This is a genomic window from Chitinophaga sp. (genome assembly GCF_039596135.1).
Taxonomy (GTDB): domain Bacteria; phylum Bacteroidota; class Bacteroidia; order Chitinophagales; family Chitinophagaceae; genus Chitinophaga.
This window is the reverse complement of the sequence record NZ_JBCNKH010000036.1, coordinates 23,626-46,609: the sequence shown is the minus strand read 5'-3', so window position 1 is coordinate 46,609 and position 22,984 is coordinate 23,626. Positions and strand designations below refer to the sequence as shown.

The following is a 22,984-nucleotide window of genomic DNA, read 5'->3' as shown; positions in this document are numbered from 1 at the left end:
AAGAAGCCCTTACCACCCGGCGCCAGCTATAAAAAAAAACAACGGCACCCTTTCCATTCCACTGCAAAGAAGCCCTTACCACCCGGCGTCAGCCTAAAAAGCCAAATGGCACCCTTTCCATCCCACTGCAAAGAAGCTCTTACCACCCGGCGTCAGCCATAAAAAAAGCCCTCTTCCTTGCTGCCGCAGGCCATTTACCCTCAACAATTCAACTTCAGCGTCCCACCAATAATCCCCGTATCCGCCTCACCATTCACCAACACCGACTTACTCGCCATCCCAATACTCGTCCCACTATTCACATTATACACCTCACTCTGCATCCTGATATTCGCACTACTAATCGTCTCATGCAGCGTCACCGCATTATGCGTAATCTTATCCGCCGCCGATGTAATCTTATTCCCCTTATTATCTACCTTTACCTGCGCCGCTCCTTCACCAATCACCACCAACTCACTTCCTTTCAAATGAATCTCCTTCGATAAGAACTCAATCTTATTTGGCGCATCCACTATAATATGATCATCAGTTTTTACTGTAACCAGGGTCTGGCTATTAATCGTAATATTCCCCGCACCATCCATCGCCATCGAACTCCCGTTCTTATCCGTCACCGTCACGCTCCCGGCTGCATCATTCAGCAAAATCGTATTCCCACTCCGGGTCTTCAGGGCTTTCATATCATTCCCCGCATTCCCATAGCTACTCTTTGCTTTCCCATTGTAAGTGGCACCTAGCACAAAAGGCTGCTCCGCATTTCCACCCTCAAACTCCGTAATCACTTCTTCACCCACCTCCGGCATAATAAACATTCCTTTATCACCGCCACCCGAAGCAGAAACCACCCTGATCCATGGCGTCTGTCCCGACTGCATCCAACGGAATCTCACCCGCACACGTCCCAATCCTTTCGGATCATTATTGTCCGTCACAGTAGCCGATTGTGGCTCACAATAAGGAATATTGGTATAATCCACATGTGGCGCTGCCACATCCGCAGGCAATCCTTCAAACACATTGTAATAACTTCCGTTCGCGCCACAATAATGTTTCACACTTGTAATCATAAACTCACCATGATGCTGTTCCTGTGCATACGCGGAATCCTTAATACTCACAGTATCTCCGATTCTGAAAGAAGGATTCGTACTACTCCCTTTCAACTGCACCATCTTCGAAACCCTGCTTTTCTTTTGCAGGGTCGTTAGTTTATCCAGCTGTGCCCTGGCACTACTGGTAAACGGGTAGTTCATTTTAAACAATCCCTCTTTATTATATAATTTAGCACTCACATCGCTCGCATGCTGCGTATAGGAATTCATTTTACCCGCTGCTTTGGAGTTCGTAGTGTCTTCCACTACACTGTCCTGCCTGTAATCATACCCGTTGAACTTAGCATTGTTCGGTACCACCGATACTTCGATATTAAATTCCAGCAGATCCACCTGGTGTGTCAATACTGTCGTCTTTGGACTGAACTTCCCAAATATCTGTTGCTGTCCGTCGTAGAAAAACCATTCCCCATATCTTTCCGCAAGCCTTTTAATGAAGGCATAGGAGGTTTCTTTGTATTGAACAATGTATTTCAGTGATTCTTTGGTGTCGGGGTTAATGCTGGTACGCAGCAGGTTAGGAGGGTAACTTTGGGTAGTGGCGGCAATAATATCCGGGAGCGACTTGTTTTCAAACGAAGCAGTGTGGTAATCATCTTCCAGCAGGATACTGGGGCTTTGGCCCCTGATGATGCAATTACCATGAGTGCCGTCACCCTGTTTGCCAGTGGCGATCTGCATCACAATTCCTTTAAAGATCAGGTTTTGCACCCCGGGGAGCTGTTCGGCAGGAGCAACATTGATTTCAATCTCTTCTCCCAGGAATTTGGACGAGGCGCCGGAGATACCGCCTCCCAGTTTCTCAAACCAGTCGTAGCTAACGTATATTTCAAATTCGTGGTGGCCATTTATGTATTGCCTTAATTCTATAGACTGAAAGGTGTAGAACTGATTGCCGGCAATAGAAAATGAGGTTGCAGTATTGAGTGCCATAATATGGGTTTTTCTTCAAAGAATGGGGCATACGGGTAAACAGGTTACAAAATATGGTTAATACGAAAATAAGAAAAAAAGCCTTCGGATATCTAATCCGAAGGCTTTTTAATATTTATGAAAAAAGATAATAGAATTCCTGCCTCAAAACTTTGAAGAAAATGTTCGCATATCCCTATTTTGGTCCTGGCCCTTACTTTACGATACCAGCAAAGCGCTGATAGAACTGGGTAGGACTGTTTTCATTTTTGGGAGCATATTTCCCGGCAATGATAGGTACATAGATCACTCTTCTGCGGCTTTCTTCACCTATTACGGAGCTCAGCGCCACACGGTGCCAGAGGCGGCCGTCATGTACGGTTAAGTCACCGGCAGTAGGTGTGATAGCGATCTCATTCTTGTCAGGCGCATGGTCAATGAAGTATTTCTTCTTGAACAGCATGCTTAGCCTGCTCTGTTTGTGTGTACCCGGAATGATTCTCAGGCCACCGTTCTCAACTTTCAAAGTGCTCAGGTGTAAACCTACATTGAGCATCGGGTTCAGTTTACCACCCATAAAGATGTCACGCAGACCGTCTGTATGCCAGCCCATTTTGGTGAACTTGCTTTCTGGTCCATTTACGTAGTGGTTAAACACCATCCCGTCTTTTTCGTTGATACCCAGGCGGGCACCAGGACCAATCAGGCTTAAAAGCGCATCGAAACGTTTGTCTTTCAGAACGTCGGCCAATACAGGTGCGTGCTGGTTGATGAATGCAAAGCGTTGCACAATTGGGTTGCCATCCAAGTCTTTACCATACTTGATGGGAACTCCATTTACTTTCTCTCTTTTTTCAGCGATCCATTTCTGCTGTACTTCTTCAGATGCTTTGATGATCTCCTGAACTTGCTCAGGAGTAAAGAACCTGGAAAAGTGGATATATCCATGCTCGTCAAAAAATGCTCTTTGTTCTTCGGTTAGCGTATCACCTAGTGTAAACGTAGTATAAGCCGTAGACATGATGTGGTAAATTTATAGATGATTGGTGATTGATCACGAATTATTGAAAATAAATTAATTTTTGTAAATCCCTGTCAGTACAGGGTAAATAGGTCTTTGTTCTCAACAATACGGACACCATTTACTTTGCGACAAGCAGGTTAGCTGCAGTATTTTTATTGATAGTAATCTGTAACGCATCTTTTTAGTCTACTAAGTTTGTAGGGTAAAGGTAATTGTATTTTATCGTATATCAAAATAATAAAATGCACCCCTAATGAGGGATGAATTTACTTATTTTTTATATAGATTACCAGCAATTTTTTCAACCATCGCCTTGGGAACCAATCGGGTGAAAAATGCTGTGGCTGCATTCAGCGCCCCGGGAATCAACTCCGATTTCTTTGCAAACATACCTTTTACGGCTATCCGTGCCACTTCATCAGGCGTCATACCATACTTCTCTGCAGTGGCTTTGATGGCCTGCATGCCGGCCCTGTCAATGAAGTTGGTATTCACCGGTCCGGGCGATAAGGCAGTTACCGATACATTCGTACCCATCAGATCTGCCCGCAGACCCCGGGTGAATAATAGCATGAAAGCTTTGGTAGCAGCGTAGGTACTGAGTGTTGGTACTGCCTGGTAAGCAGCGGTACTGGCCACGTTCATAATGTAAGCAGCAGGTTGCTGCAACAGCATAGGCAGAAAATGATGACACAGCGCCATCGGTGTTTGCATGTTTACCTGCAACATCCTGTTCTGGTCTTCTAATACCGTTTTGTCGAACTCACCCCATACCGCATACCCTGCATTGTTAATCAGGATGGAAATGTTGTACTGGTTTTTCTGAACCCATTCAAACAATTCTCCGGGTGCCGTTGGCGCAGAAAGATCCAGCGCAAGGTAGTCAACCTTTACTCCGTATCTGGTCGTTAACTCCGAGGCTACCAGCTGCAACTCACTGGCGGATCTGGCTACAAGAATCAGGTTATATTTTTTTTCAGCCAATACGGTGGCTATGGAACGTCCAATCCCCTTGCTTGCGCCTGTAATTAGTGCATAATTCATAATAAAACTGGTTAGCCGTTGTGCTCAAGGAATACAGGAACAGCTGAGAACAAAATACAAAAATAAGTTATTTATGGAAGCGATAATGAAGGAATTTAATTTTTTACTGTAAGAGAAATGTAAAAATCACTGAAAATGAAGACTGTAGGAAATGAGAAGGGCGGTAAGAATACCGCCCTTAATTTTTTAACCATATCCTATGAAAAACCTGAACCAAAGATATACGACACACCGGTGCCGCCTAATCAATTTTGGTAAAGGATATATTTTATCTGGTAAACGTCATGAAATAACACTCGTTAACTAAAAATTAACAAAATTGCATTCGATTTAAGGAACTAGTACTCATATAAGTAAAGACGATTAACCTTCTATTAACTAACTAATGTGGCAACTTCTCCCGCACCGCCCCATATACCCATGTCCCCAATATTGCACTTAGCAACGCTACCGCCATCACTGTAAATCCTGCCCCCACCTGGGCAAATAACGGCCCCGGACATGCCCCCGTCAATGCCCAGCCAAACCCAAACAATAACCCGCCATAGATATTTCCCTTCGAAAAAGGCTTCTTGGGAATGGTAATCTCCTCACCACCGAACGTTCTGATTTTGAACTTCTTAATGATGGTTACGGAAATAAGACCTGTAACTACCGCCGACCCAATCACCCCATACATATGAAACGACTGTAAATGAAACATTTCCTGTATTCTAAACCAGGACAATACCTGCGATTTCACCAGCACAATGCCAAAAAGCATCCCGGCGAATGTATATTTTATGTTCTTCATGATAAGTTCAATATAAAAGGTAAAACCAGGTTTGACATAATAAAACCACCCGCCATAAAACAACAGGTAGCGACCAAAGATGGCCATTGCAAAGTTGATAACCCCATGATTGAATGGCCCGAAGTACACCCGCCGGCATACCTTGTTCCAAATCCAACCAGGAATCCACCCACAATAATGAGGATAAAACCCCTGATCGTCAATAGTGCTGGCCAGTTAAATAATTGGCTGGGTAACAGGTCGTTGTGGTCGGTGATGCCAAATTCACCTAAAGCGCTTTCCAGCTTTGGACTGATCTGCACCGGAGAAGGATCGGTTAGCCAGTGCGCAGCTATAAATCCCCCGATCACAATGCCCGCCGCAAAGAACAAATTCCAGATTTCCTTCTTCCACTCATAAGTGAAAAAAGGAATCTTTGCCGGAAAACATGCGGCGCAAATATGACGGAGGCTGGAAGAAATACCAAAAGAGCGATTGCCCAGCAATAACAACAAGGGTACCGTGAGACCTATTATAGGGCCCGCTACGTACCAGGGCCATGGCGAAGAGATCAGTTTTATCAGCATATTTTTATGGTTGGAGGATGTATATACAAATATAATCAACCATAAATATCCACATAATGTTAATAGAATGGAATACTCCTAATATGTTGCAACACGCATTTTCCTTATCTTTGGGACATGAGAATTGAACAAGCAATTAATCAGCGCAAGTTTAAGGATGATCACCACAAGATGGTTGTGAACCTCCTTTATACGGGTAACTGGCTGAGAGATTCACTCGGAGCCAACCTGAAATGCTATGGGCTGCTTCCCCAGCATTACAATGCTTTACGCATTATCCGTGGCCGCCACCCGGAACCTGTATCTGCAGGTAGCATCAAAGACGTGATGCTGGACAAGGCGAGCGATGTGACCCGGTTACTCGACAAACTGGAAAAGCTGGAGTATGTACAGCGTCGATTGTGCCCGCACAACAGGCGAAAGATGGACATCAACATTACAGCCAAAGGTTTGAAACTGCTGGATGAAGTAGACGTGCCAATGGATAATTTCTATAATGACATTGCAGAGAGATTAAATGCTGAAGAAGCTGCGCAGCTGAGCGATTTGCTGGATAAGGTGCGGAGATAGGGGCAGAAAAACGTATCTTCGCGCTAATGCGTCGCCTTCTTCTTTATATCGTCATATTGTTCTCTTTTTGCCAGGCGGGTGCGCATGTGTGCAAAAAACAATGTGAAGCTGTAGCGAATAGGAAACCTGTAACCACTGTACTGAAAGTAGTAAAGAGCCTTCCCAAACCCGGATGGCATAACGGTGCCGGATATTTGCCGGAGACCATTGTTGATCTCAACAACTGTTTTAGCTTCCCTAATAAGTGTGATTATAGACCTGGTACAGGTCATTTCAGTGCGTATTTTTTACCGCGGCTGCCATTGTATGCAGCGGTGTTGTCTACAGGAAGACTCCTGGTAGATATTCATGCTATTGTCAGAACGCTGATATTCCCTAAACATATTTTCTGGTAGGTGTGTTGATTACAGGCTTCCCGGTATTCTCTTTTTAGCCGGCCGCAGGCCATTCCGCCCCGCGAAGAGTAGACTGTTGCCGAAGGCAACAGTCTACTCTTCGCCGATTCATTCACATTGGAATTTTAACCACTAACACGACCCGATGATTCATTTAGCACCATTAATTAAAGACCTGGCATTAATCCTGATAGCAGCAGCTGTTACCACCCTCATATTCAGGCGCCTCCGTCAGCCGCTGGTACTAGGGTACATCGTAGCTGGCCTGCTGGTAGGCCAACACGTCTCGCTTGTTCCAACCGTTTCCGATGAAAAGAATATCCATATATGGTCTGAAATAGGTGTTATCTTTTTACTCTTCAGCCTTGGTCTCGAATTCAGCTTTAAGAAACTGATCAAAGTAGGCGGAGCCGCCTCTATCACCGCTATCGTAGAAGTCATTTTCATGCTCGCCCTCGGTTACCTGCTGGGCCAGATCATGGGATGGTCACCTATGGACAGCATCTTCCTGGGGGGTATTATATCCATATCTTCCACTACTATTATTATAAGGGCCTTCGAAGAACTGGGGGTAAAAGGCCTGAAATTTGCCGGCCTCGTATTTGGCATCCTCGTCGTTGAAGACCTGGTCGCCATCGTACTGCTGGTACTATTATCTACCCTGGCCGTAAGCCGGCAGTTCGAAGGTGGAGAAATGCTGATCTCCGTCGTCAAACTCGTATTTTTCCTCATTGCATGGTTTGTAACCGGGATCTTTTTCATCCCGACCCTGCTGCGCATCACCCGGAAAATCATGAATGAAGAAACCCTGCTGGTCACCTCCGTAGGCTTGTGCCTGCTCATGGTGGTACTGGCTACACAGGTAGGTTTTTCCCCTGCATTGGGCGCCTTCATCATGGGCTCTATACTTGCAGAAACTACCCAGGCAGAGAAGATTGAACACCTGGTAAAACCGGTCAAGGAATTATTCGGTGCCGTCTTCTTTATCTCCGTTGGCATGTTGATCAACCCGGCTATGCTGGTGAAATATGCAGTACCTGTGCTGATCATTACCGTGGTGACACTGGTCGGTAAAACACTCAGTACCGCATTGGGTGCCCTGCTTTCCGGGCAGCCGTTAAAGACTTCCGTTCAGGCAGGGATGAGTCTTGCACAGATCGGGGAGTTCTCTTTCATCATTGCCCAACTCGGCCTGACGCTTAATGTAACCAGTGAATTCCTGTACCCTGTTGCAGTGGCAGTATCAGCAGTGACCACCTTCACTACTCCGTACATGATCAAATTATCTGGCCCCGTTTATGAAAAGCTGGCAGATCTGTTGCCGCATCGCTGGAAAACGGCGATCAACCGGTATAGTGCTGCGGCACAAACCATTTCGGTAGTGAGTGACTGGAAAATATTATTGAGGAGTTACTTTACGAACATCATTATTTATACCGTCGTTTTGCTGGCTATAATATTATTATCGTCCTACTACCTGCTGCCGATGGCGGGTAAATATAACTGGGGACGTATTGCCAGTGCAGGTGTTACTTTCTTCCTGCTCATGCCGTTTTTATGGGCATTGGGTTTCAGAAGAATCAGCAGTGCTGCGTCCAATCGCATCTGGGAACAGAAAAAGTACAGGGGGCCGCTGATGCTGCTGCGCATTGCACGTATTGTGATAGCAGTGTTCCTGCTGGGCTTCTTCATCGACCGGTTCTTCTCTTACTCAGTGGCATTGGTGGTGACGGCGGTTATGATTTTACTCATCTTCGTGCTGCGCCATAAAATTGGGGATTTTTATACCACGATCGAAGAGCGGTTCTTTTCCAACTTCAATGCAAGGGAAACAAAAGTGGGGAATATCAACAAGTCGGTATTAGCCCCCTGGGATGCGCATTTGGCCGTGTCAGAGATCAAACCACTTTCACCGGTTGTAGGTGCTACACTGGAGGAGTTGCAATTGCGGGAGAAATATGGAATCAATATCGCTTTGATCAACAGGAGTGGGATCAAGATGTATGCACCTGATAAATATGCGCGATTATTTCCGGGCGATGTGGTGACGGCGATAGGTACTGATGAACAGTTACAGCAATTCGATGACTACCTGGAGCCCTCAAATTCTACGGTAGCAGCGCCGGTGCAGGATGGGGATCCGATAGCACTGAGACAGTTCCTGGTTGCAGAGAAATCTGTACTCGAAGGGAAGACGATTCGTGAAGCCGGGATTCGGGAGCGGACCAGCGGAATTGTATTGGGGATAGAGAGAAAGGGACAGCGGTTACTGAATCCTACTTCGGTTACGGTGTTGCAGGCGGGTGATATTGTGTGGATTGCAGGCAGTGGGGGACGATTGTATGCGTGGCTGAAGGAGATAAATGCGAAATAGGAAACGACTTCAAATTAGGAAAGCGTGTACGCTAAAAGAAAGATACACGCTTTCCATTCATATACCAGGAACCAGGTTTCCATTTATAATGACTTACCCCTTGCTAAAATGCATGCATTTTATTCCCAGGTCAGCTCCGTAATCACTTCTTCATTATTCCCACTATTCTTAGCTGTCACCTGTGCCGGATACTGCTTATTGTTGTAAGCATATGCATAGCTCTTAGAAACAACATTCGCCCCATTAGCAGGTGTAATCACCTCCGAAACGATGTTGTTCGCAGAAAGATTTACCGCATTCAGATCCGTAATGTATCCAAAGTCTGGTACACTACGCTGTGAATTCATCTTGTCATCATACTTGTAAGACACAGTTGAACTTAATGCAAAACCAGCATTGTCAGTGGCACGACCCATGTTTTCCTGCAGGATGATATTTCCTTTCTGGTCCCAGGTGTACAACTGGCAATAGTGATTTTCAAATACCTGCTTACCAGCTGGCATTACAAAGAAATACCTTGCGGCCAGCTGCCCCCTGGTATCGTACACCAGTGAATCATAGCCAGATACGTGGTTTTCTTCATAATAACTGATCTTGTCAATACGACCCTTGCTGTCGTATCCAAAAGCAGAGAATAGGGTAGATGCCTGACTTTCATCGGCAGTACTCATGGTTTTTACCAGTTTGCCGGATTGATATACAGGAATGCGTATATCGGTATAGGGATCATTGCCCATTGCGTGGGTAGTGATCATTTTGGCAATACTTTTGTCTGCATTGTACTCGATGATGGTTTTGTCAGTCGGCGAAGAAATGGCGTGGAGAAGGCCTCCATTGTTGCCGGTAGTTGCAGGCTTAAATGCGCTGATGGCCAATGCTGCAGACAGTATGGTAGCGCTCAGCGCTCCCCTGTGTAAGGATAAACTCATGTTGGCAATAGTTAGGTTATAAAGATAATTCTCGAAAATACTTACGGAATACCCCCAAAGTTGGATTTTTGATAAGTATTTTATATATGTAATGGGGTAAATATGTTATAGGTTGTGGCGGAATGTGGTGAGGAACTTTCTCACATTGTGCAATGGAGTCTGGCGAACGCTACACAAATGCCGGGAAACTTCCCGAAATTACCCCCGGAGTAAAAGGATAACGGAGAGGAAGGATAACGTGGGAAGGGATAACGGAAGTGAAAGGATAACAATTCTGCGATGTGTGCCCCACTATATTGTATCCGGGAAAGGGATAACGGAAGTGAAAGGATAACGGGAGGAAGGGATAACGGAAGTAAAAGGATAACAGCCATAAATGAATAATGAATCGATAATGAAGGAGAACGTGCATCATTTGAAGGATGAGGAAGTAAATTTATTGTTAAACGACTTGTTGGAACAATACGGATACGACTTTACCGATTATTCTTTCGCTTCTGTGAAGCGGAGATTGCAAAGAGTATTTATTAATGACAGGTTCCCCAGCTTTGCTGAATTTCGCTATAGAGTGAGGTGGGATAGTAGTTACCTCACGTACCTGATGGAGCAGATCACCGTAAATGTAACAGAGATGTTTCGTGATCCGGCATTTTTTCAGGTACTGCGCAGGGAGGTATTGCCGGTGCTGGCTACGTATCCATTTATCAGGATCTGGCATGCAGGGTGTTCTACTGGTGAAGAGGTCTATTCAATGGCGATCCTGCTACAGGAGATGAACCTGTTGCACAAGTCTGTAATTTATGCAACTGATATCAATGAAAGTGTGTTGGAAAAAGCCCGGAAGGGGATTTTTCCTTTAGCCTATATGCAGCAGTATTCACAGAATTATTTGCAGTCGGGCGGGCAGCATGATTTCTCTCAATATTATGCGGCTAATTATGAATATGCGAAGTTTTCTGAGAGTCTGAGCGAGAAGATCATCTTTGCCGCGCACAATTTGGTAACAGATCGTTCCTTTAATGAATTTCAACTGATTATCTGCCGCAATGTGTTGATTTATTTTAACAAAGAATTGCAGGACAAGGTATTGCACCTGTTTAGCGAAAGCCTGGAGCAGTTGGGTTTTATGGCGCTGGGTGCTAAGGAGACATTGCGGTTTACAACGGTGGCGCCGTTGTTTAAATCAGTGGCACAAAAAGAAAAAATCTGGAGAAAAATAGCTACATGATAGTTTCTATTCCCCGCATGGCAAGGGACATCAAAGCGATAACTAAAGAAAAATAGCTACATGATAGTTTCTATTCCCCGAACATTAGTGATAGGTGGATCCGCGGGTAGTCTGGATGTATTATTACAGTTATTACCGTCGTTAGATCCGGCCTGTAAGCTGGCGATCATTATTGTATTGCACCGCAAGAGCGATAATGATTCATTATTATCTGATTTGTTGGCGGCGAGGAGTATTTTGCCTGTAAAGGAAGCAGAGGAGAAGGATTTGCTGACAGCAGGAATGGTGTATGTGGCGCCGGCAGATTATCATTTATTAATCGAGCCGGATGGGACAATTACCCTGGATTATTCTGAAAAGGTGAATTATAGCAGACCGAGTATAGATGTGACATTCATGGCTGCTGCGGAAGTACTGGGGGACCAACTTGCCTGTTTGTTATTATCAGGGGCGAATATAGATGGTGGGGAAGGGTTGCAGCAGGCACAGGAGATGGGTGCGGTGATAGCGGTGCAGGATCCTACCGAGGCGGAGGTAGCGTTTATGCCGATGCATGCAATGTCAGTGGTGAAGGTGGATAGGGTGTTGAAGCAAAAGGATATGGTAGATTGGGTGATGTCATTATAGAGGCGGTATGGCCTGCAGCCTGCCGGGAAACAGCCTGCCGGGAAACATTTTACCAGTCTAAAACCTCGATTTTGAAACTTACACACTTAATGAAATAGTCCCTTTTACATGGCTGCAACAAAAGGGCATTCCCTCCATAAAAAAGATTTCTTCCTTGCCGCAGGCTCAAAAAAATTTCTTCCTCGCTGCCGCAGGCCCAAAAATCAACTCGATTGCTTCAGCGGCAATATCATAATAAACCTCGCCCCCTCATCCTCTCTACTCTGCGCACTAATAATCCCCTGATGCTTCTCTATCACCTTCTTTGCAATACTCAACCCAATCCCCGTTCCCTCATACGCATCCGTACTATGCAACCGCTGAAACAGCGTAAAGATCTTTGGCAAATACTTCTCATCAAACCCAATCCCATTATCACTCACCACAATCCTGCAATATTTCCCGGTTTCCAGCACATCACTCTCAAAATCCTTGTCCTCCACAATCTCCGCCTTTATTGTAATCAACACCCTCACACCCGGCCTCCTGAATTTCAATGCATTACTAATAATATTCTGCAACGCCTGCCTGATCTGCCCGGGAATTGCCTCCACTATTGGCAGTTCTTCCACCACAATTTCCGCATCCGCATCCCGCACAGACAATTCCAGGTCTGCCAGGATCTCATTGATCAATCCATTCAGGTTCACCGGCTCAAACGTATTATCCGCCGATAACCTGGAATATTTCAACAAATCACTAATTAATCGACTCATCCGCTCAGAAGAACTCACAATCCTTTCCATATACTGCAACGCATCCGGGTTCGCTCCCAAATGCCTGTCACGAAGAATCGTTCCAAACAACTGGATCTTTCTCAATGGCTCCTTCAAATCATGTGAAGCCACACTGGCAAACTGCTGTAACTCATAGTTACTCTCTTCCAGCGCCTGGTTCATCTCCTGCAACTCATGCGTACGCTCTTCTACCCGTTGCTCCAGGATCTCGTTCGCCTGTTTCTGATGCGCGATATCTGTAAACGTCCCCACCCATTTCACAATCCTTCCATCTTCCTCAATAGGAATCGCTCTTAGCAAATGACACCTGTAATGATGGGTAAACCTGTTATGTAGATATACTTCTTTTTCAATAGGTTGGCCCGCCAGGATAGCGTTCTCCCATACCTTCTGTTCCTGGTGCTCCTGGTCAAACGTCACCGGAAAATCGTCCAGCGATGGGGAGTAATAGAACCAGTGCCGGTTTGCATATTCTACGCCCCCATCACCCCGGGCTGTAAATGCTACCTGGGGTAAAGATTCGAGGATAGAATGCTGTTCCTGTACTTTAGCATTCAGTGCCGCCTGTGCCTGCTTACGCACTTCTACCTCCTGCCGGAGGTTTTCATGCATGGCCTGCAACTGCCGGTTCTGTTCATATAATTTAATGAAAGTCTTTACTTTAAGCAGTAAAATATCAGGGTCCACAGGTTTGGTGATGTAGTCCAAACCTCCAGACGCGTACCCCTTGGCAATGAATTTTTTATCCTTATTAACAGCAGAAAGGAACAGAATGGGCACGTCCCTTGCTTTGCTATACCCGGAAATGGTTTCAGCTACCTCAAATCCATCCATACTAGGCATCTGAACATCCAGGATGATGAGTGCATAGTTGTTTTTAAGGATTTTTTTGAGTGCTTCTTCTCCTGATAACGCGGTGTCCACTTCCAGATCATGTAATTCTAATGTCTTCCTAAGAGATAGAATATTTTCCGGCTTATCATCGACGATTAATATCATTCTTCCATAAATTACTGGCCACGGGACTACCTCAAAAATCGCGCCGCAGGATAAACAGCCCCCACTTGCCGAAACAAATGAAGGCCGTACTTCATCAATCCTTATATAAAAACTACTACTACATTCCTCCCAACGCTCTATACAATTCAATCGTCCCCAAAAACAACTCTTTCCTGCTGTTCGCCAGCGCCAACTCGGCCTCCAACACACTCTTCTGCGCTGTAATCACCTCCAGGTAATTCGCATACCCCGTCATATACAGATCATTTGCCGTCGACACCCCATCTTTCAACATGATCACCTCCGCTTCCTTCAGTCTGAATGCCTCCTGGCCATTATGCAACTGGCTCAGTGCCGTCATCACTTCCTGGTACCCATCTATCACTCTTTGCCTGTAATTATAAAATGCACTCAAGGCTGCCGCTGAATTCACCTGGTACTGTGCCGCCAGCTGCTTCTTATTAAATATTGGCGCCGTCACACCTCCTAATAAACCATACGCCACCGATCCCGTATTAAATAATAAATTCGCCCTGAAACTATTAAACCCTACATAAGGATTGATATTCAACGAAGGCAAAAACGCCGCCTTCGCCGCTGCCACATCAGCTTTTGCCGCACCCAGTTCCAATGCCGCCTGCTGAATATCCGGACGATTCGATAACAAACTCGCCGGCATACCCGCACTTGCATAAGGGGGCAATGGCGCTGTCAGCAAAGACGTATCTCTCGGTATTGCCTGTGGAAACCGACCTAACAATGCATTCAACTGGTTTTCCAATCGCGTGGTTTGTTGTTTAATGGCCATCATCAAACTCTGCGTATTCAACAACTGCGCGTGGAACTGCTGCACTGCCAGCAATGTAGCTCTGCCTGCTTCCTGCTGAATACGCACTGTAGCCAGCGCCGTCTCCTGCAAGGCAATATTCCTTTCCAACACTGACCGTTCATTATCCAGTGCCAGTATCTGGTAATACAATCCTGCTACATTCGCTATCAACTGCGTGGTGACCAGTCGCTTTCCCTGCTCACTCGCCAGCATGCGCTGCTGTGCTGCCTTTTTCCCATTTTTCAATTTTCCCCACAGATCAATTTCCCATGCACTCTTCAAGCCTATAAAGTAATTCGGGGTTGGATTCGGTATCCGTTGATTTTTGTCTATATTTTGCGAAAGATTGGTATCAAAATTACCAACGCCATTCATCGTATAATCACCATACCTTTCTACACCCGCATCCACAGCGGCATTCACAGCTGGTAACCAGGCACGGCTTGCTACCATCAATTGTGCTTTTGTCATTTCTACACGCTGCAATGCCAGTTGTATATCTGTATTGTTATGCAATGCTGTGTCCAGTAGTTGTTTCAGGTAAGGATCTGCGAAAAACTGCTGATAGGTAAGTATTGTGCTATCTTTCGTGGAAGTCGCAGCAGCGATACTATTATCAGCAGCATTACCACCTGCGGCAGTCGTCGCGGTAGCACTACCCACAGTACCACTTGCCGCCATTCCCACCGTATCAAACCCCGCCGGCACCTTCACCGCATCCGGATACTCCACCGCCTTCGGTGTATAACACCCACTTATCAACAATCCCAACACCAACACCGTCGCCACATGATGCACTTTCACCACATGCGGCTTCCGCCGCTTCTCCGCAATACCTGCAAACAACACATACAACCCCGGAATCACCACTACGCCAAACACCGTTCCGATCAGCATACCACCTGCCGCTGCCGTACCAATAGACCTGTTACCCATCGCACCCGCACCACTCGCTACACACAAAGGAATCAACCCCGCAATAAACGCAAACGAAGTCATGAGAATCGGTCGCAAACGGGACACCGCACCTTCTTTCGCACTTTCCAATATCGAAGCTCCATGCTTATGTTTCAGAATAGCAAACTCCACTATCAAAATCGCATTCTTACCCAGCAAACCTACCAGCATTACTAATGCCACCTGCGCATAAATATTATTCTCCAACCCTGCCAGTTTCAACGTCAGGAAAGCCCCAAAAATCCCCGCCGGCAGTGACAAAATCACCGGCAATGGCAATAAGAAACTCTCATACTGTGCCGCCAGCAACAAATACACAAACAGCAATACAATCGCAAAAATGTACACCGCCTGGTTACCAGAAAGAATCTGCTCCCTCGTCATACCACTCCACTCATAACTAAACCCACGTGGCAGTTGCTGCTTCGCCACTTCCTGGATCGCTTTGATCGCATCGCCACTACTATACCCCGGCGCTGCATCTCCATTGATCATTGCCGCCGTATACATATTATAACGTGTAAGCTGCTCCGGTCCAAATACCCTTTCCAGTTTGATGAAGTTGGAATAAGCCACCATCTCGCCTTTATCATTCTTCACATACAAATGCAGAATGTCTTCCGGCTTTGTCCGGTAGCGGGGCGAAGCCTGCACCATCACCTTGTACATTTGTCCGAAACGAATAAAGTTGGATGCATAATAACTACCCAGCAATGTTTGCAAAGTACTCATGGCATTGTCAATACTCACACCTTTCTGCGCTGCCATGGCCTGATCCACATGAATCATGTATTGCGGAAAATCAGGGTCAAAGCTGGTAAATGCACTTCCTATTTCTTTCCTTTCTTTCAATGCGTTGATGAATGCCTGTGTCACATCCGCCGTTTGCCTTAAATCGCCACTACCACTTTTATCCAGCACCCGCAATTCAAACCCACTGGAGTTACCAAAACCCGGAACTGTAGGCGGGGGGAAGAATTCAATACTCGCATCAGCGATATTTCGGGTATCTTTTTCCAGCTGGGCAATGATCTCTTTCACTGACCGCTTTCTTTCTTCCCATGGTTTCAGGTTCACCATCCCCATGCCGTAAGAAGCACCTGCTACTTCACTCACCAGGCTATACCCCGCCAGTGTAGACACAGATTCTGTTTCTTTCAGGTTCGCAGCCACTTTCTGTACTTCATCCAGCACAGCCTCTGTTCTTGACACCGTAGCACCTGCAGGTGTGGTGACATTCACATAGATCATACCCTGGTCCTCTGCAGGAATGAAGCCACCCGGCAAAATTGCGCTTGTGCCCCAGGTAGCAATGAAAAAGAACACCAGCATCCCGATTGTGATCATGCGCCTGCCAGCAATATATCCTACCAGGTGCTGGTATTTCTTTTCTGTTTTATTATAACGATAGTTAAATTTATCGAAGAACTTTTGCAGCCAGGTACGTGGTTTGCCTGCTGCATGATGATTCCTGAGCATGATGGCACACAGGGCAGGAGTGAGGGTCACCGCGTTGATACCGGAGATCACAATCGCTATCGCCATCGTGAGTGAAAACTGTCTGTAGAACACGCCCACCGGCCCTGAGAGGAATGCCACCGGGATAAACACGGCAGACATGACCAGGGTAATTGCTACCAGTGCCCCGCTTATTTCCCGCATAGCCGCCAGTGTAGCCTGCATGGGCGCCATGTGGTGATCATGCATTTTTACATGCACAGCTTCTACCACCACAATAGCATTGTCCACCACAATACCGATCGCAAGTACCAGCGCGAAGAGGGTGAGCAGGTTGATAGAGAAGCCCAGCATCTGCATAAATGCCAATGTTCCTATCAATGCTACAGGCACTGCCAGCGCAGGTATGAGGGTAGAGCGAAAGTCCTGTATAAAAAGGAATACCACGATAAATACAAGAATGAATGCTTCTACCAGTGTACGTAATACTTCATGGATAGAGGCATCCAGGAAACGGGATACATCGTAGTTGAAGTTGTACGTCATGCCCGGCGGGAAAGACGTTTCCTTCAGTTCCGCCATACGGCTTTTTACATTCGCAATCACGTCCTGCGCATTGGAACCGGGGCGTTGTTTCAGCATGATAGAGGCCGAAGGCTTGCCATCTGTTTTGGACACCATGCCATAGCTCAGTGCACCAAACTCTACGTCTGCAATGTCTTTCAGCATCAATATAGAACCGTCAGTATTGGCCCGTATGATAAGGTTGGCGTATTGTTCAGGTGCAAAAAATTTACCGGTATAGCGCAGTACATATTGCAATACCTGTGGATCATTGTCAGCAGCTTCGCCTGTTTTACCGGGTGCTGCTTCGATGTTTTGTTTGCGGATAGCTGCTACCACTTCATCGGCACTTACGTTGTAAGCCAGCATACGATCGGGTTTCAGCCACACGCGCATGGCGTATTCCTTGGCGCCCATGATCTCTGCAAAACCTACTCCATCAATGCGCTTCAGTTCCTGCAGTACGTTGATGTCTGCAAAGTTGTAAATGAATTTTTCATTGAGCGTGCTGTCTTCACTCATAATGTTGAGGTACAGCAGCATACTGTTTACTTCTTTTTCTGTGCTCACACCGGCTTTGATCACCTCTTCAGGTAGCTCATCGAGCACGGTGGCCACACGGTTCTGTACGTTTACTGCGGCCTGGTCCGGATCGGTACCAACGGCGAAGGAAATGGAAATAAGTGTGACACCTGTATTGCTGGATACGGATGACATGTAGGTCATACCCGGTACGCCGTTGATGGCTCTTTCCAGCGGAGTGGCTACGGCTTTGGCACATACTTCGGCATTCGCACCAGTGTACCTGGCGGTAACGGTGACGGATGGTGGTACGATGTCGGGGAATTGGGTGACTGGCAGAGAGAATAAGGCCAGTAAGCCCAGCAGGACTATAATTAATGAGATTACGAGCGACAGCACGGGTCGCTTGATAAATGTATCGAACATAAAATGATGTAAAAGATGAAAAGAAAATGCTTTAGAGCGCCCTGATACTATCCAGCGATACTGGTGCCGGATTGATCTGCATACCTTCCCTGAGACTGCGTACCCCTTCGTACACAATTCTGTCTCCCGGCTGCAGACCTGCCTGTACTATATAGCAGTTATTCAGCCTTGGGCCCGGGTTAAAGCTTTTCATCTTTACATGATTATTGGCATCCAGCAGGAATACATAATTCTTATCCTGCATTTCAAACACTGCTTTCTGTGGAATGAGCATAGTGCTATCCAGGTCAGCAGCGAGTTGTATCTTACCACTGGCGCCATGTTTCAGCAATGCTTTCGGGTTTGGAAACTTCGCCCTGAAAGCAATGGAACCGGTGCTTTCTTCAAATTCGCTTTCGATGGTTTCTATCTTGCCGGTGTATGGATAAAGGGTACCATCAGCCAGTACCAGCTGTACTTCGGCATGCTGATGATCCTGGGTATTACGGCTATGCTGTAAGTATTCCGTCTCCGATACATTGAAGTATGCATAGACATCCTGGATGTCTGAAACTGAGGTCAGCAAAGAACCTTCAGATATTAAGCTACCGGTTTTAGAAGGAATTCTATCTATATAACCAGTGAATGGCGCACGGATAGACGTGTAAGAAAGCCGTGTAGCGGCATTGGTTTCAGCACTGCGCGCTTCCTCTACTCTTGCATTAGCAGCAGCTACTTTGGCGCTGGCCACTTCCAGTTCAGTTTTGGCAATCACCTTTTTGTCTACCAGCAGTTGTACCCTTGATTGTTCCAGCTGTGCAGTTTTTGCATCTGCAATGGCGCTGCTGAGTGCTGCTTTGGCACGTGCCAGTTCAGCTCTGAATTCTTCGTCGTTCAGACTAAAGAGCAATTGTCCCTGTTGTACATGTTGACCTTCGTCTACATAGATTTTATTGAGGAAGCCGTTTACACGGGCACGGATTTCTACATTCCGTACTGCCTCGATATCTGCTACGTAGTTCTTATGTAATATAGTGTCTGTGAGTGCTAGCTGCACTACAGGATAAGTATTCAGGTTATCCGTTGTATTGTTTTGTTCTCCTTTGGTAATACATCCGCCAAGGGCGATGCTCATCAATATCACAGTAGTTGTGCGCATGACAGGTAGTAATCATTTTTTTGTATACAACAGTATGCCCGTATGACGTATCATTCATAACGGGGGCATTGTATACATGGTAATACAATTCTATTTCATTAGCTATAAATGAGGAATTGATCAGAATAGGGTATACCTGAAGAGGAACTTGTAATAGGCGGGTAGAAACGCGTCGTGCCATTGGTAGACACCGGTTTTGTTTTCATCTCCGGGAATATATTGGGCCAGGAGGAGCTGTAACTGTTGTAGGCGTGTTGTAAATGAGTATTGCTGAGAGTTTACAGAAATATAGAACCTGCGCTTGTGACGAGATTCGTGTGCACGGGAGATGAATGCAATCTGGTCTGCAGTGAGGTCTTCTGGTATGTCTTCCAGTAAAGAAAGGGGAAGACGGAGAAAGAAATGAGAAGGGTTGAGATCAAAATGCTGACGGTGTGATGCCTGTGGGCGGAAAGATAATGCCTGGTGGCGGTGTGTAGGCTGAGTACGGAAAGACAGTATTGTCTTTCTGCCTGCACCATCCAAACGACTGTTTGCTGCACCCGCTGTCAGACCATGTAATATGGTCAATAACAGGAAAACAAATAAAAACCTGTTCCGAAAGGTATGATCGGTTTTTAGTTGAAGCATATTAGTTCGCAATCGTCAGTTGATGGGCAAATATATAATTTTGAGCTTACATATCAAACAGCTAATGGATGAGTGGTGATGGCATATTCCTTGTTGCACATATTAGAAAGCGAAACAAGGATGAAAGCTCTACAACTTTTGGGAATAGTAATAATGGCCACTTTAGCCTGTAATAACCCTGTGAAAAGCCCTTCGCAGATGCAGGAAGAGAGGGATAAGAATCCAGGTCAGCCATCCAGTGAGGAGATTGCTACGCAGGCACAGCAGTATGCTAAGGGAGAAGGGCTGCGGGGGTCAGGCACGATGATAAAAGGGAACTATAAATTTGTGGTGCGGGTGAAGGGAGATGGTACGGAGCGAACAATTACGGTGGCATCGCAGGATCTGAGAGGAGATACGACGAAACCGGCAGCTGATAGCACGGTTATACATGATGTAAAAGGAAAGGTGACGAGTACGGCAGTGAGTGATTTGGATGGAGATGGAAATCCGGAGGTGTTTGCTTTTACAAAATCAGATGGGACTGATGCAGTGGGGAGTGTGTATGGGTTGACATTTATACAGCACAAACCTGTGCGGATTTTTTCGGGAGATGTGGATAATAATGATAGTATTGAGGCGTATAAGGGGAATGATACTTTTTATATCCGGCAGCCTTATGTGGTGAGGAAGTTTTTGGCGGGGAAGGATATGAAGACGGTAAAATATTCGCTGAAGCAGGAAAATCAAAAGTATATACTGAAGGAAGCAAAATAAGTTGCTTTATAGAAGCTGCCAGAAAGAAAATCAGAAATATATACTGGAAGTAGCAAAATAGGCTGCTGCATAAAAATCCGCCGGAAAGAAAGTCAAAGCATAAATAGGTTGCTGCTATAAATGCCGCCGCCCCAATTACAGGTCAGACCTGTATTTGGGGCGTGCAAATGACCTGCAGCTGGCAAGTCCGGAACTAATTACATAAATCCTAATTCCAGTTTTGCTTCTTCACTCATCATATCTTTATTCCATGCAGGTTCAAAAGTAAGCGTCACATCACAATCTGTCACGCCTTCCAGTGCTTTTACTTTTTCATCTACCTCACGTACAATATCACCTGCTACCGGACAGGCAGGGGCTGTCAGCGTCATTGTGATACCTACCCTGTTATTGTCATTAATCTTAACTTCATAAATCAATCCCAGTTCCCAGATATTTACTGGAATTTCAGGATCATATACTGTTTTCAATACTTCTTCTATCTGATCTCTTAAGTTCATTGTTGCGATTTTACCTGGTAAGCTAATCCGTATATTTTCATTTGCTTGAGCATGCTCAGCAAGCCATTGGAGCGGGTAGGAGACAAGTGGCTGCGCAGGCCGATTTCGTCGATAAAATAAATCTCAGATTCTGCGATTTCTTTTGGCGTGTGGCCGGAAAGAACGCTTACCAGCAGGCTTACTAATCCTTTTGTGATCACGGCGTCGCTATCTGCAGTGAAGATCAGTTTACCATCTACCAGGTCTGTGTGTAACCATACCTGTGACTGGCAACCTTTGATGAGGTTATCGTCTGTTTTATATTTCGGGTCTATCAGCGGCAGATCCTTGCCAAGCTGGATAATGTATTCGTATTTATCCATCCATTCATCCATAAAGGAGAAATCGGAAATGAGTTCGTCTTGTTTTTCGTTGATCGTCATACTTCCTGTTTAATGAAATCCGGCCTTCGGCCGGCATGTAAATGCAGGGGTTTAAATCCCCCAAGGGAAATACTCCCTCTTTTATAACCGCAGTGGCCTTACCTCTTCCTATCTTCCCTTTTAATCTAATATCTGCTGCCGAAGGCAGCTGCACCTCCTATCTCAACATCCCCGCAGCACGATTCACCGCCACCACCAATCTATCAATATCCTCCTTATTCGTATACATCCCAAAACTCGCCCGCACCGTTCCCGGAATACAAAAGAAATCCATCACCGGCTCGGCACAATGATGCCCTGTCCTGATCGCCACTCCCTGCTTATCTAGCAACTCTCCCAAATCATACGGATGTATCGTATCCACCAAAAATGAAATCGCACCAGACCTATGCTTAGGATTCCCAATAAACCGCAGTCCTTCTACCGTAGACAACTGCTCTACTGCATATTGCACCAACTGCTCCTCATACGCATGTATATGCTCAATCCCAATCTCCTGCACATACTTCACCGCTGCCCCCAGTCCAATCGCACCACTTATATCAGGCGTACCCGCTTCATATTTAAACGGCAACACATTATAAGTCGTCTTCGCAAACGTAACCGTCTTAATCATATCGCCACCACCCTGGTAAGGAGGCAGTTTATCCAACCATTCCCGCTTGCCATACAAGATGCCAATCCCTGTCGGACCATACAATTTATGCCCTGAAAATGCGATGAAATCAACATCCAGTTCCTGCACATCCAGGGGCATATGTTGTACCGCCTGCGCTGCATCCAGCATCACAGGAATATTACGTGCATGCGCCTGTGCAATAATCTCCCGCACAGGGTTCACCGTTCCCAGTGAATTAGACACATACGCCACACTCACAATTCTCGTCTTATCAGAAAGCAGCTTAGTATATTCACTCATCATCAACTCCCCATTCTCATCCATCGGGATCACCTTCAGCACCGCACCTCTATCTTCGCACATAATCTGCCATGGCACTATATTAGAGTGGTGTTCCATCGCCGAAACGATCACTTCATCACCCGGTTTAATCACTCCTCTGCCAAATACATTCGCGATCAGGTTGATGCTATCCGTAGTGCCTTTGGTAAAAATCACCTCTTCACTGTGCGCAGCATTGATAAACCCTGCTATGATATGACGGGCAGCTTCATACTCTTCAGAAGCCACCTGGCTCAGGTGATGCACCCCACGGTGCACATTACTGTTATAATGCTTATAATATCGTTCCAGCGTATCCAGTACAACCTGTGGCTTTTGCGTCGTAGCTGAATTATCAAGATATACAAGCGGTTTGCCATACACCTTTTCCTGAAGCAGCGGAAAATCCTTTCTGATCTTATCTATATCTAATGCCGGTGCAGCAATATCTGGAACGTGTTGCATAGTGTTCAATTTTGAAAAGACGGAG

General features: G+C 45.9%; 19 protein-coding genes. 6 read left to right on the top strand and 13 right to left on the bottom strand.

The window, feature by feature from the left end; translation table 11 throughout:
* Positions 1-200 precede the first annotated feature (200 nt).
* From ABDW16_RS19915 to ABDW16_RS19895, 5 genes are all read right to left on the bottom strand, one after another.
* On the bottom strand, positions 201-2,048 hold the full coding sequence (locus ABDW16_RS19915) for a contractile injection system protein, VgrG/Pvc8 family (RefSeq protein WP_343672176.1): 1,848 nt from the start codon (positions 2,046-2,048) through the stop codon (positions 201-203).
* 193 nt (positions 2,049-2,241) lie between these two features.
* A complete protein-coding gene (locus tag ABDW16_RS19910; protein WP_343672174.1) occupies positions 2,242-3,048 on the bottom strand; it encodes a phytanoyl-CoA dioxygenase family protein in 807 nt (268 codons plus the stop codon).
* Positions 3,049-3,321: 273 nt separating this feature from the next.
* Positions 3,322-4,095 carry an SDR family oxidoreductase gene (locus ABDW16_RS19905; protein ID WP_343672172.1) on the bottom strand — a complete coding sequence of 258 codons (774 nt, stop codon included), beginning with the start codon at positions 4,093-4,095 and terminating at the stop codon, positions 3,322-3,324.
* A gap of 382 nt (positions 4,096-4,477) precedes the next feature.
* The gene (locus tag ABDW16_RS19900) at positions 4,478-4,888 is read right to left on the bottom strand and encodes a DUF6691 family protein (RefSeq protein WP_343672170.1); all 411 of its coding nucleotides are present in this window, start codon (positions 4,886-4,888) and stop codon (positions 4,478-4,480) included.
* Complete coding sequence (locus tag ABDW16_RS19895) at positions 4,885-5,454, bottom strand: YeeE/YedE thiosulfate transporter family protein (RefSeq protein WP_343672168.1); 570 nt, start codon at positions 5,452-5,454, stop codon at positions 4,885-4,887. The genes ABDW16_RS19900 and ABDW16_RS19895 overlap by 4 nt, the downstream gene beginning before the upstream one ends.
* Positions 5,455-5,571: 117 nt before the next feature.
* Between ABDW16_RS19895 and ABDW16_RS19890 the strand changes: the two genes are divergently transcribed.
* From ABDW16_RS19890 to ABDW16_RS19880, 3 genes are all read left to right on the top strand, one after another.
* A complete protein-coding gene (locus tag ABDW16_RS19890; protein WP_343672166.1) occupies positions 5,572-6,024 on the top strand; it encodes a MarR family transcriptional regulator in 453 nt (150 codons plus the stop codon).
* A 26-nt stretch (positions 6,025-6,050) separates the two neighbouring features.
* Positions 6,051-6,419, top strand: a complete 369-nt coding sequence (locus ABDW16_RS19885; protein WP_343672165.1) for a hypothetical protein — start codon at positions 6,051-6,053, stop codon at positions 6,417-6,419.
* Between the two features lie 145 nt (positions 6,420-6,564).
* A complete protein-coding gene (locus ABDW16_RS19880; protein ID WP_343672163.1) occupies positions 6,565-8,793 on the top strand; it encodes a cation:proton antiporter in 2,229 nt (742 codons plus the stop codon).
* Positions 8,794-8,912: 119 nt separating this feature from the next.
* Here the strand turns inward: ABDW16_RS19880 and ABDW16_RS19875 are convergent, their stop codons facing one another.
* Complete coding sequence (locus tag ABDW16_RS19875; RefSeq protein ID WP_343672162.1) at positions 8,913-9,722, bottom strand: hypothetical protein; 810 nt, start codon at positions 9,720-9,722, stop codon at positions 8,913-8,915.
* Positions 9,723-10,098: 376 nt separating this feature from the next.
* On the opposite strand from ABDW16_RS19875, the gene ABDW16_RS19870 reads away from it, so the two are divergent.
* Positions 10,099-10,950: a protein-glutamate O-methyltransferase CheR gene (locus ABDW16_RS19870; RefSeq protein WP_343672161.1), complete on the top strand. Its 852-nt coding sequence runs from the start codon at positions 10,099-10,101 to the stop codon at positions 10,948-10,950.
* 60 nt (positions 10,951-11,010) lie between these two features.
* On the top strand, positions 11,011-11,577 hold the full coding sequence (locus tag ABDW16_RS19865) for a chemotaxis protein CheB (protein WP_343672160.1): 567 nt from the start codon (positions 11,011-11,013) through the stop codon (positions 11,575-11,577).
* Positions 11,578-11,780: 203 nt separating this feature from the next.
* Here ABDW16_RS19865 and ABDW16_RS19860 read toward each other — a convergent pair whose 3' ends face one another.
* From ABDW16_RS19860 to ABDW16_RS19845, 4 genes are all read right to left on the bottom strand, one after another.
* The gene (locus ABDW16_RS19860; protein ID WP_343672158.1) at positions 11,781-13,352 is read right to left on the bottom strand and encodes a response regulator; all 1,572 of its coding nucleotides are present in this window, start codon (positions 13,350-13,352) and stop codon (positions 11,781-11,783) included.
* 118 nt (positions 13,353-13,470) lie between these two features.
* Complete coding sequence (locus tag ABDW16_RS19855; RefSeq protein ID WP_343672156.1) at positions 13,471-18,108, bottom strand: efflux RND transporter permease subunit; 4,638 nt, start codon at positions 18,106-18,108, stop codon at positions 13,471-13,473.
* Positions 18,109-18,139: 31 nt separating this feature from the next.
* Entirely contained in the window at positions 18,140-19,246 is a 1,107-nt protein-coding gene (locus ABDW16_RS19850) for an efflux RND transporter periplasmic adaptor subunit (RefSeq protein WP_343672154.1), read from the bottom strand.
* Positions 19,247-19,366: 120 nt separating this feature from the next.
* A complete protein-coding gene (locus ABDW16_RS19845) occupies positions 19,367-19,876 on the bottom strand; it encodes a hypothetical protein (protein WP_343672152.1) in 510 nt (169 codons plus the stop codon).
* Between the two features lie 120 nt (positions 19,877-19,996).
* On the opposite strand from ABDW16_RS19845, the gene ABDW16_RS19840 reads away from it, so the two are divergent.
* Positions 19,997-20,632 (top strand): hypothetical protein, encoded by a 636-nt coding sequence (locus ABDW16_RS19840; protein WP_343672151.1) that lies wholly within the window; start codon positions 19,997-19,999, stop codon positions 20,630-20,632.
* A 197-nt stretch (positions 20,633-20,829) separates the two neighbouring features.
* Here the strand turns inward: ABDW16_RS19840 and ABDW16_RS19835 are convergent, their stop codons facing one another.
* From ABDW16_RS19835 to ABDW16_RS19825, 3 genes are all read right to left on the bottom strand, one after another.
* Positions 20,830-21,132: an iron-sulfur cluster assembly protein gene (locus ABDW16_RS19835; RefSeq protein ID WP_343672150.1), complete on the bottom strand. Its 303-nt coding sequence runs from the start codon at positions 21,130-21,132 to the stop codon at positions 20,830-20,832.
* Positions 21,129-21,554: a SufE family protein gene (locus ABDW16_RS19830; RefSeq protein ID WP_343672149.1), complete on the bottom strand. Its 426-nt coding sequence runs from the start codon at positions 21,552-21,554 to the stop codon at positions 21,129-21,131. Before ABDW16_RS19830 ends, ABDW16_RS19835 begins: the two co-directional genes overlap by 4 nt.
* A gap of 157 nt (positions 21,555-21,711) precedes the next feature.
* On the bottom strand, positions 21,712-22,959 hold the full coding sequence (locus ABDW16_RS19825) for a cysteine desulfurase (protein ID WP_343672148.1): 1,248 nt from the start codon (positions 22,957-22,959) through the stop codon (positions 21,712-21,714).
* Positions 22,960-22,984: the final 25 nt, after the last annotated feature.

Excerpts from the sequence above, each read along its gene's own strand:
- ABDW16_RS19840 (WP_343672151.1), top strand. The coding sequence starts at position 19,997 with ATGAAAGCTCTACAACTTTTGGGAATAGTAATAATGGCCACTTTAGCC.
- ABDW16_RS19885 (WP_343672165.1), top strand. The coding sequence starts at position 6,051 with ATGCGTCGCCTTCTTCTTTATATCGTCATATTGTTCTCTTTTTGCCAG.
- ABDW16_RS19865 (WP_343672160.1), top strand. The coding sequence starts at position 11,011 with ATGATAGTTTCTATTCCCCGAACATTAGTGATAGGTGGATCCGCGGGT.
- ABDW16_RS19835 (WP_343672150.1), bottom strand. The coding sequence starts at position 21,132 with ATGAACTTAAGAGATCAGATAGAAGAAGTATTGAAAACAGTATATGAT.
- ABDW16_RS19880 (WP_343672163.1), top strand. The coding sequence starts at position 6,565 with ATGATTCATTTAGCACCATTAATTAAAGACCTGGCATTAATCCTGATA.
- ABDW16_RS19830 (WP_343672149.1), bottom strand. The coding sequence starts at position 21,554 with ATGACGATCAACGAAAAACAAGACGAACTCATTTCCGATTTCTCCTTT.
- ABDW16_RS19850 (WP_343672154.1), bottom strand. The coding sequence starts at position 19,246 with ATGCGCACAACTACTGTGATATTGATGAGCATCGCCCTTGGCGGATGT.
- ABDW16_RS19910 (WP_343672174.1), bottom strand. The coding sequence starts at position 3,048 with ATGTCTACGGCTTATACTACGTTTACACTAGGTGATACGCTAACCGAA.
- ABDW16_RS19845 (WP_343672152.1), bottom strand. The coding sequence starts at position 19,876 with ATGCTTCAACTAAAAACCGATCATACCTTTCGGAACAGGTTTTTATTT.
- ABDW16_RS19890 (WP_343672166.1), top strand. The coding sequence starts at position 5,572 with ATGAGAATTGAACAAGCAATTAATCAGCGCAAGTTTAAGGATGATCAC.
- ABDW16_RS19825 (WP_343672148.1), bottom strand. The coding sequence starts at position 22,959 with ATGCAACACGTTCCAGATATTGCTGCACCGGCATTAGATATAGATAAG.
- ABDW16_RS19875 (WP_343672162.1), bottom strand. The coding sequence starts at position 9,722 with ATGAGTTTATCCTTACACAGGGGAGCGCTGAGCGCTACCATACTGTCT.
- ABDW16_RS19900 (WP_343672170.1), bottom strand. The coding sequence starts at position 4,888 with ATGAAGAACATAAAATATACATTCGCCGGGATGCTTTTTGGCATTGTG.
- ABDW16_RS19905 (WP_343672172.1), bottom strand. The coding sequence starts at position 4,095 with ATGAATTATGCACTAATTACAGGCGCAAGCAAGGGGATTGGACGTTCC.
- ABDW16_RS19895 (WP_343672168.1), bottom strand. The coding sequence starts at position 5,454 with ATGCTGATAAAACTGATCTCTTCGCCATGGCCCTGGTACGTAGCGGGC.
- ABDW16_RS19915 (WP_343672176.1), bottom strand. The coding sequence starts at position 2,048 with ATGGCACTCAATACTGCAACCTCATTTTCTATTGCCGGCAATCAGTTC.
- ABDW16_RS19870 (WP_343672161.1), top strand. The coding sequence starts at position 10,099 with ATGAATAATGAATCGATAATGAAGGAGAACGTGCATCATTTGAAGGAT.
- ABDW16_RS19860 (WP_343672158.1), bottom strand. The coding sequence starts at position 13,352 with ATGATATTAATCGTCGATGATAAGCCGGAAAATATTCTATCTCTTAGG.
- ABDW16_RS19855 (WP_343672156.1), bottom strand. The coding sequence starts at position 18,108 with ATGTTCGATACATTTATCAAGCGACCCGTGCTGTCGCTCGTAATCTCA.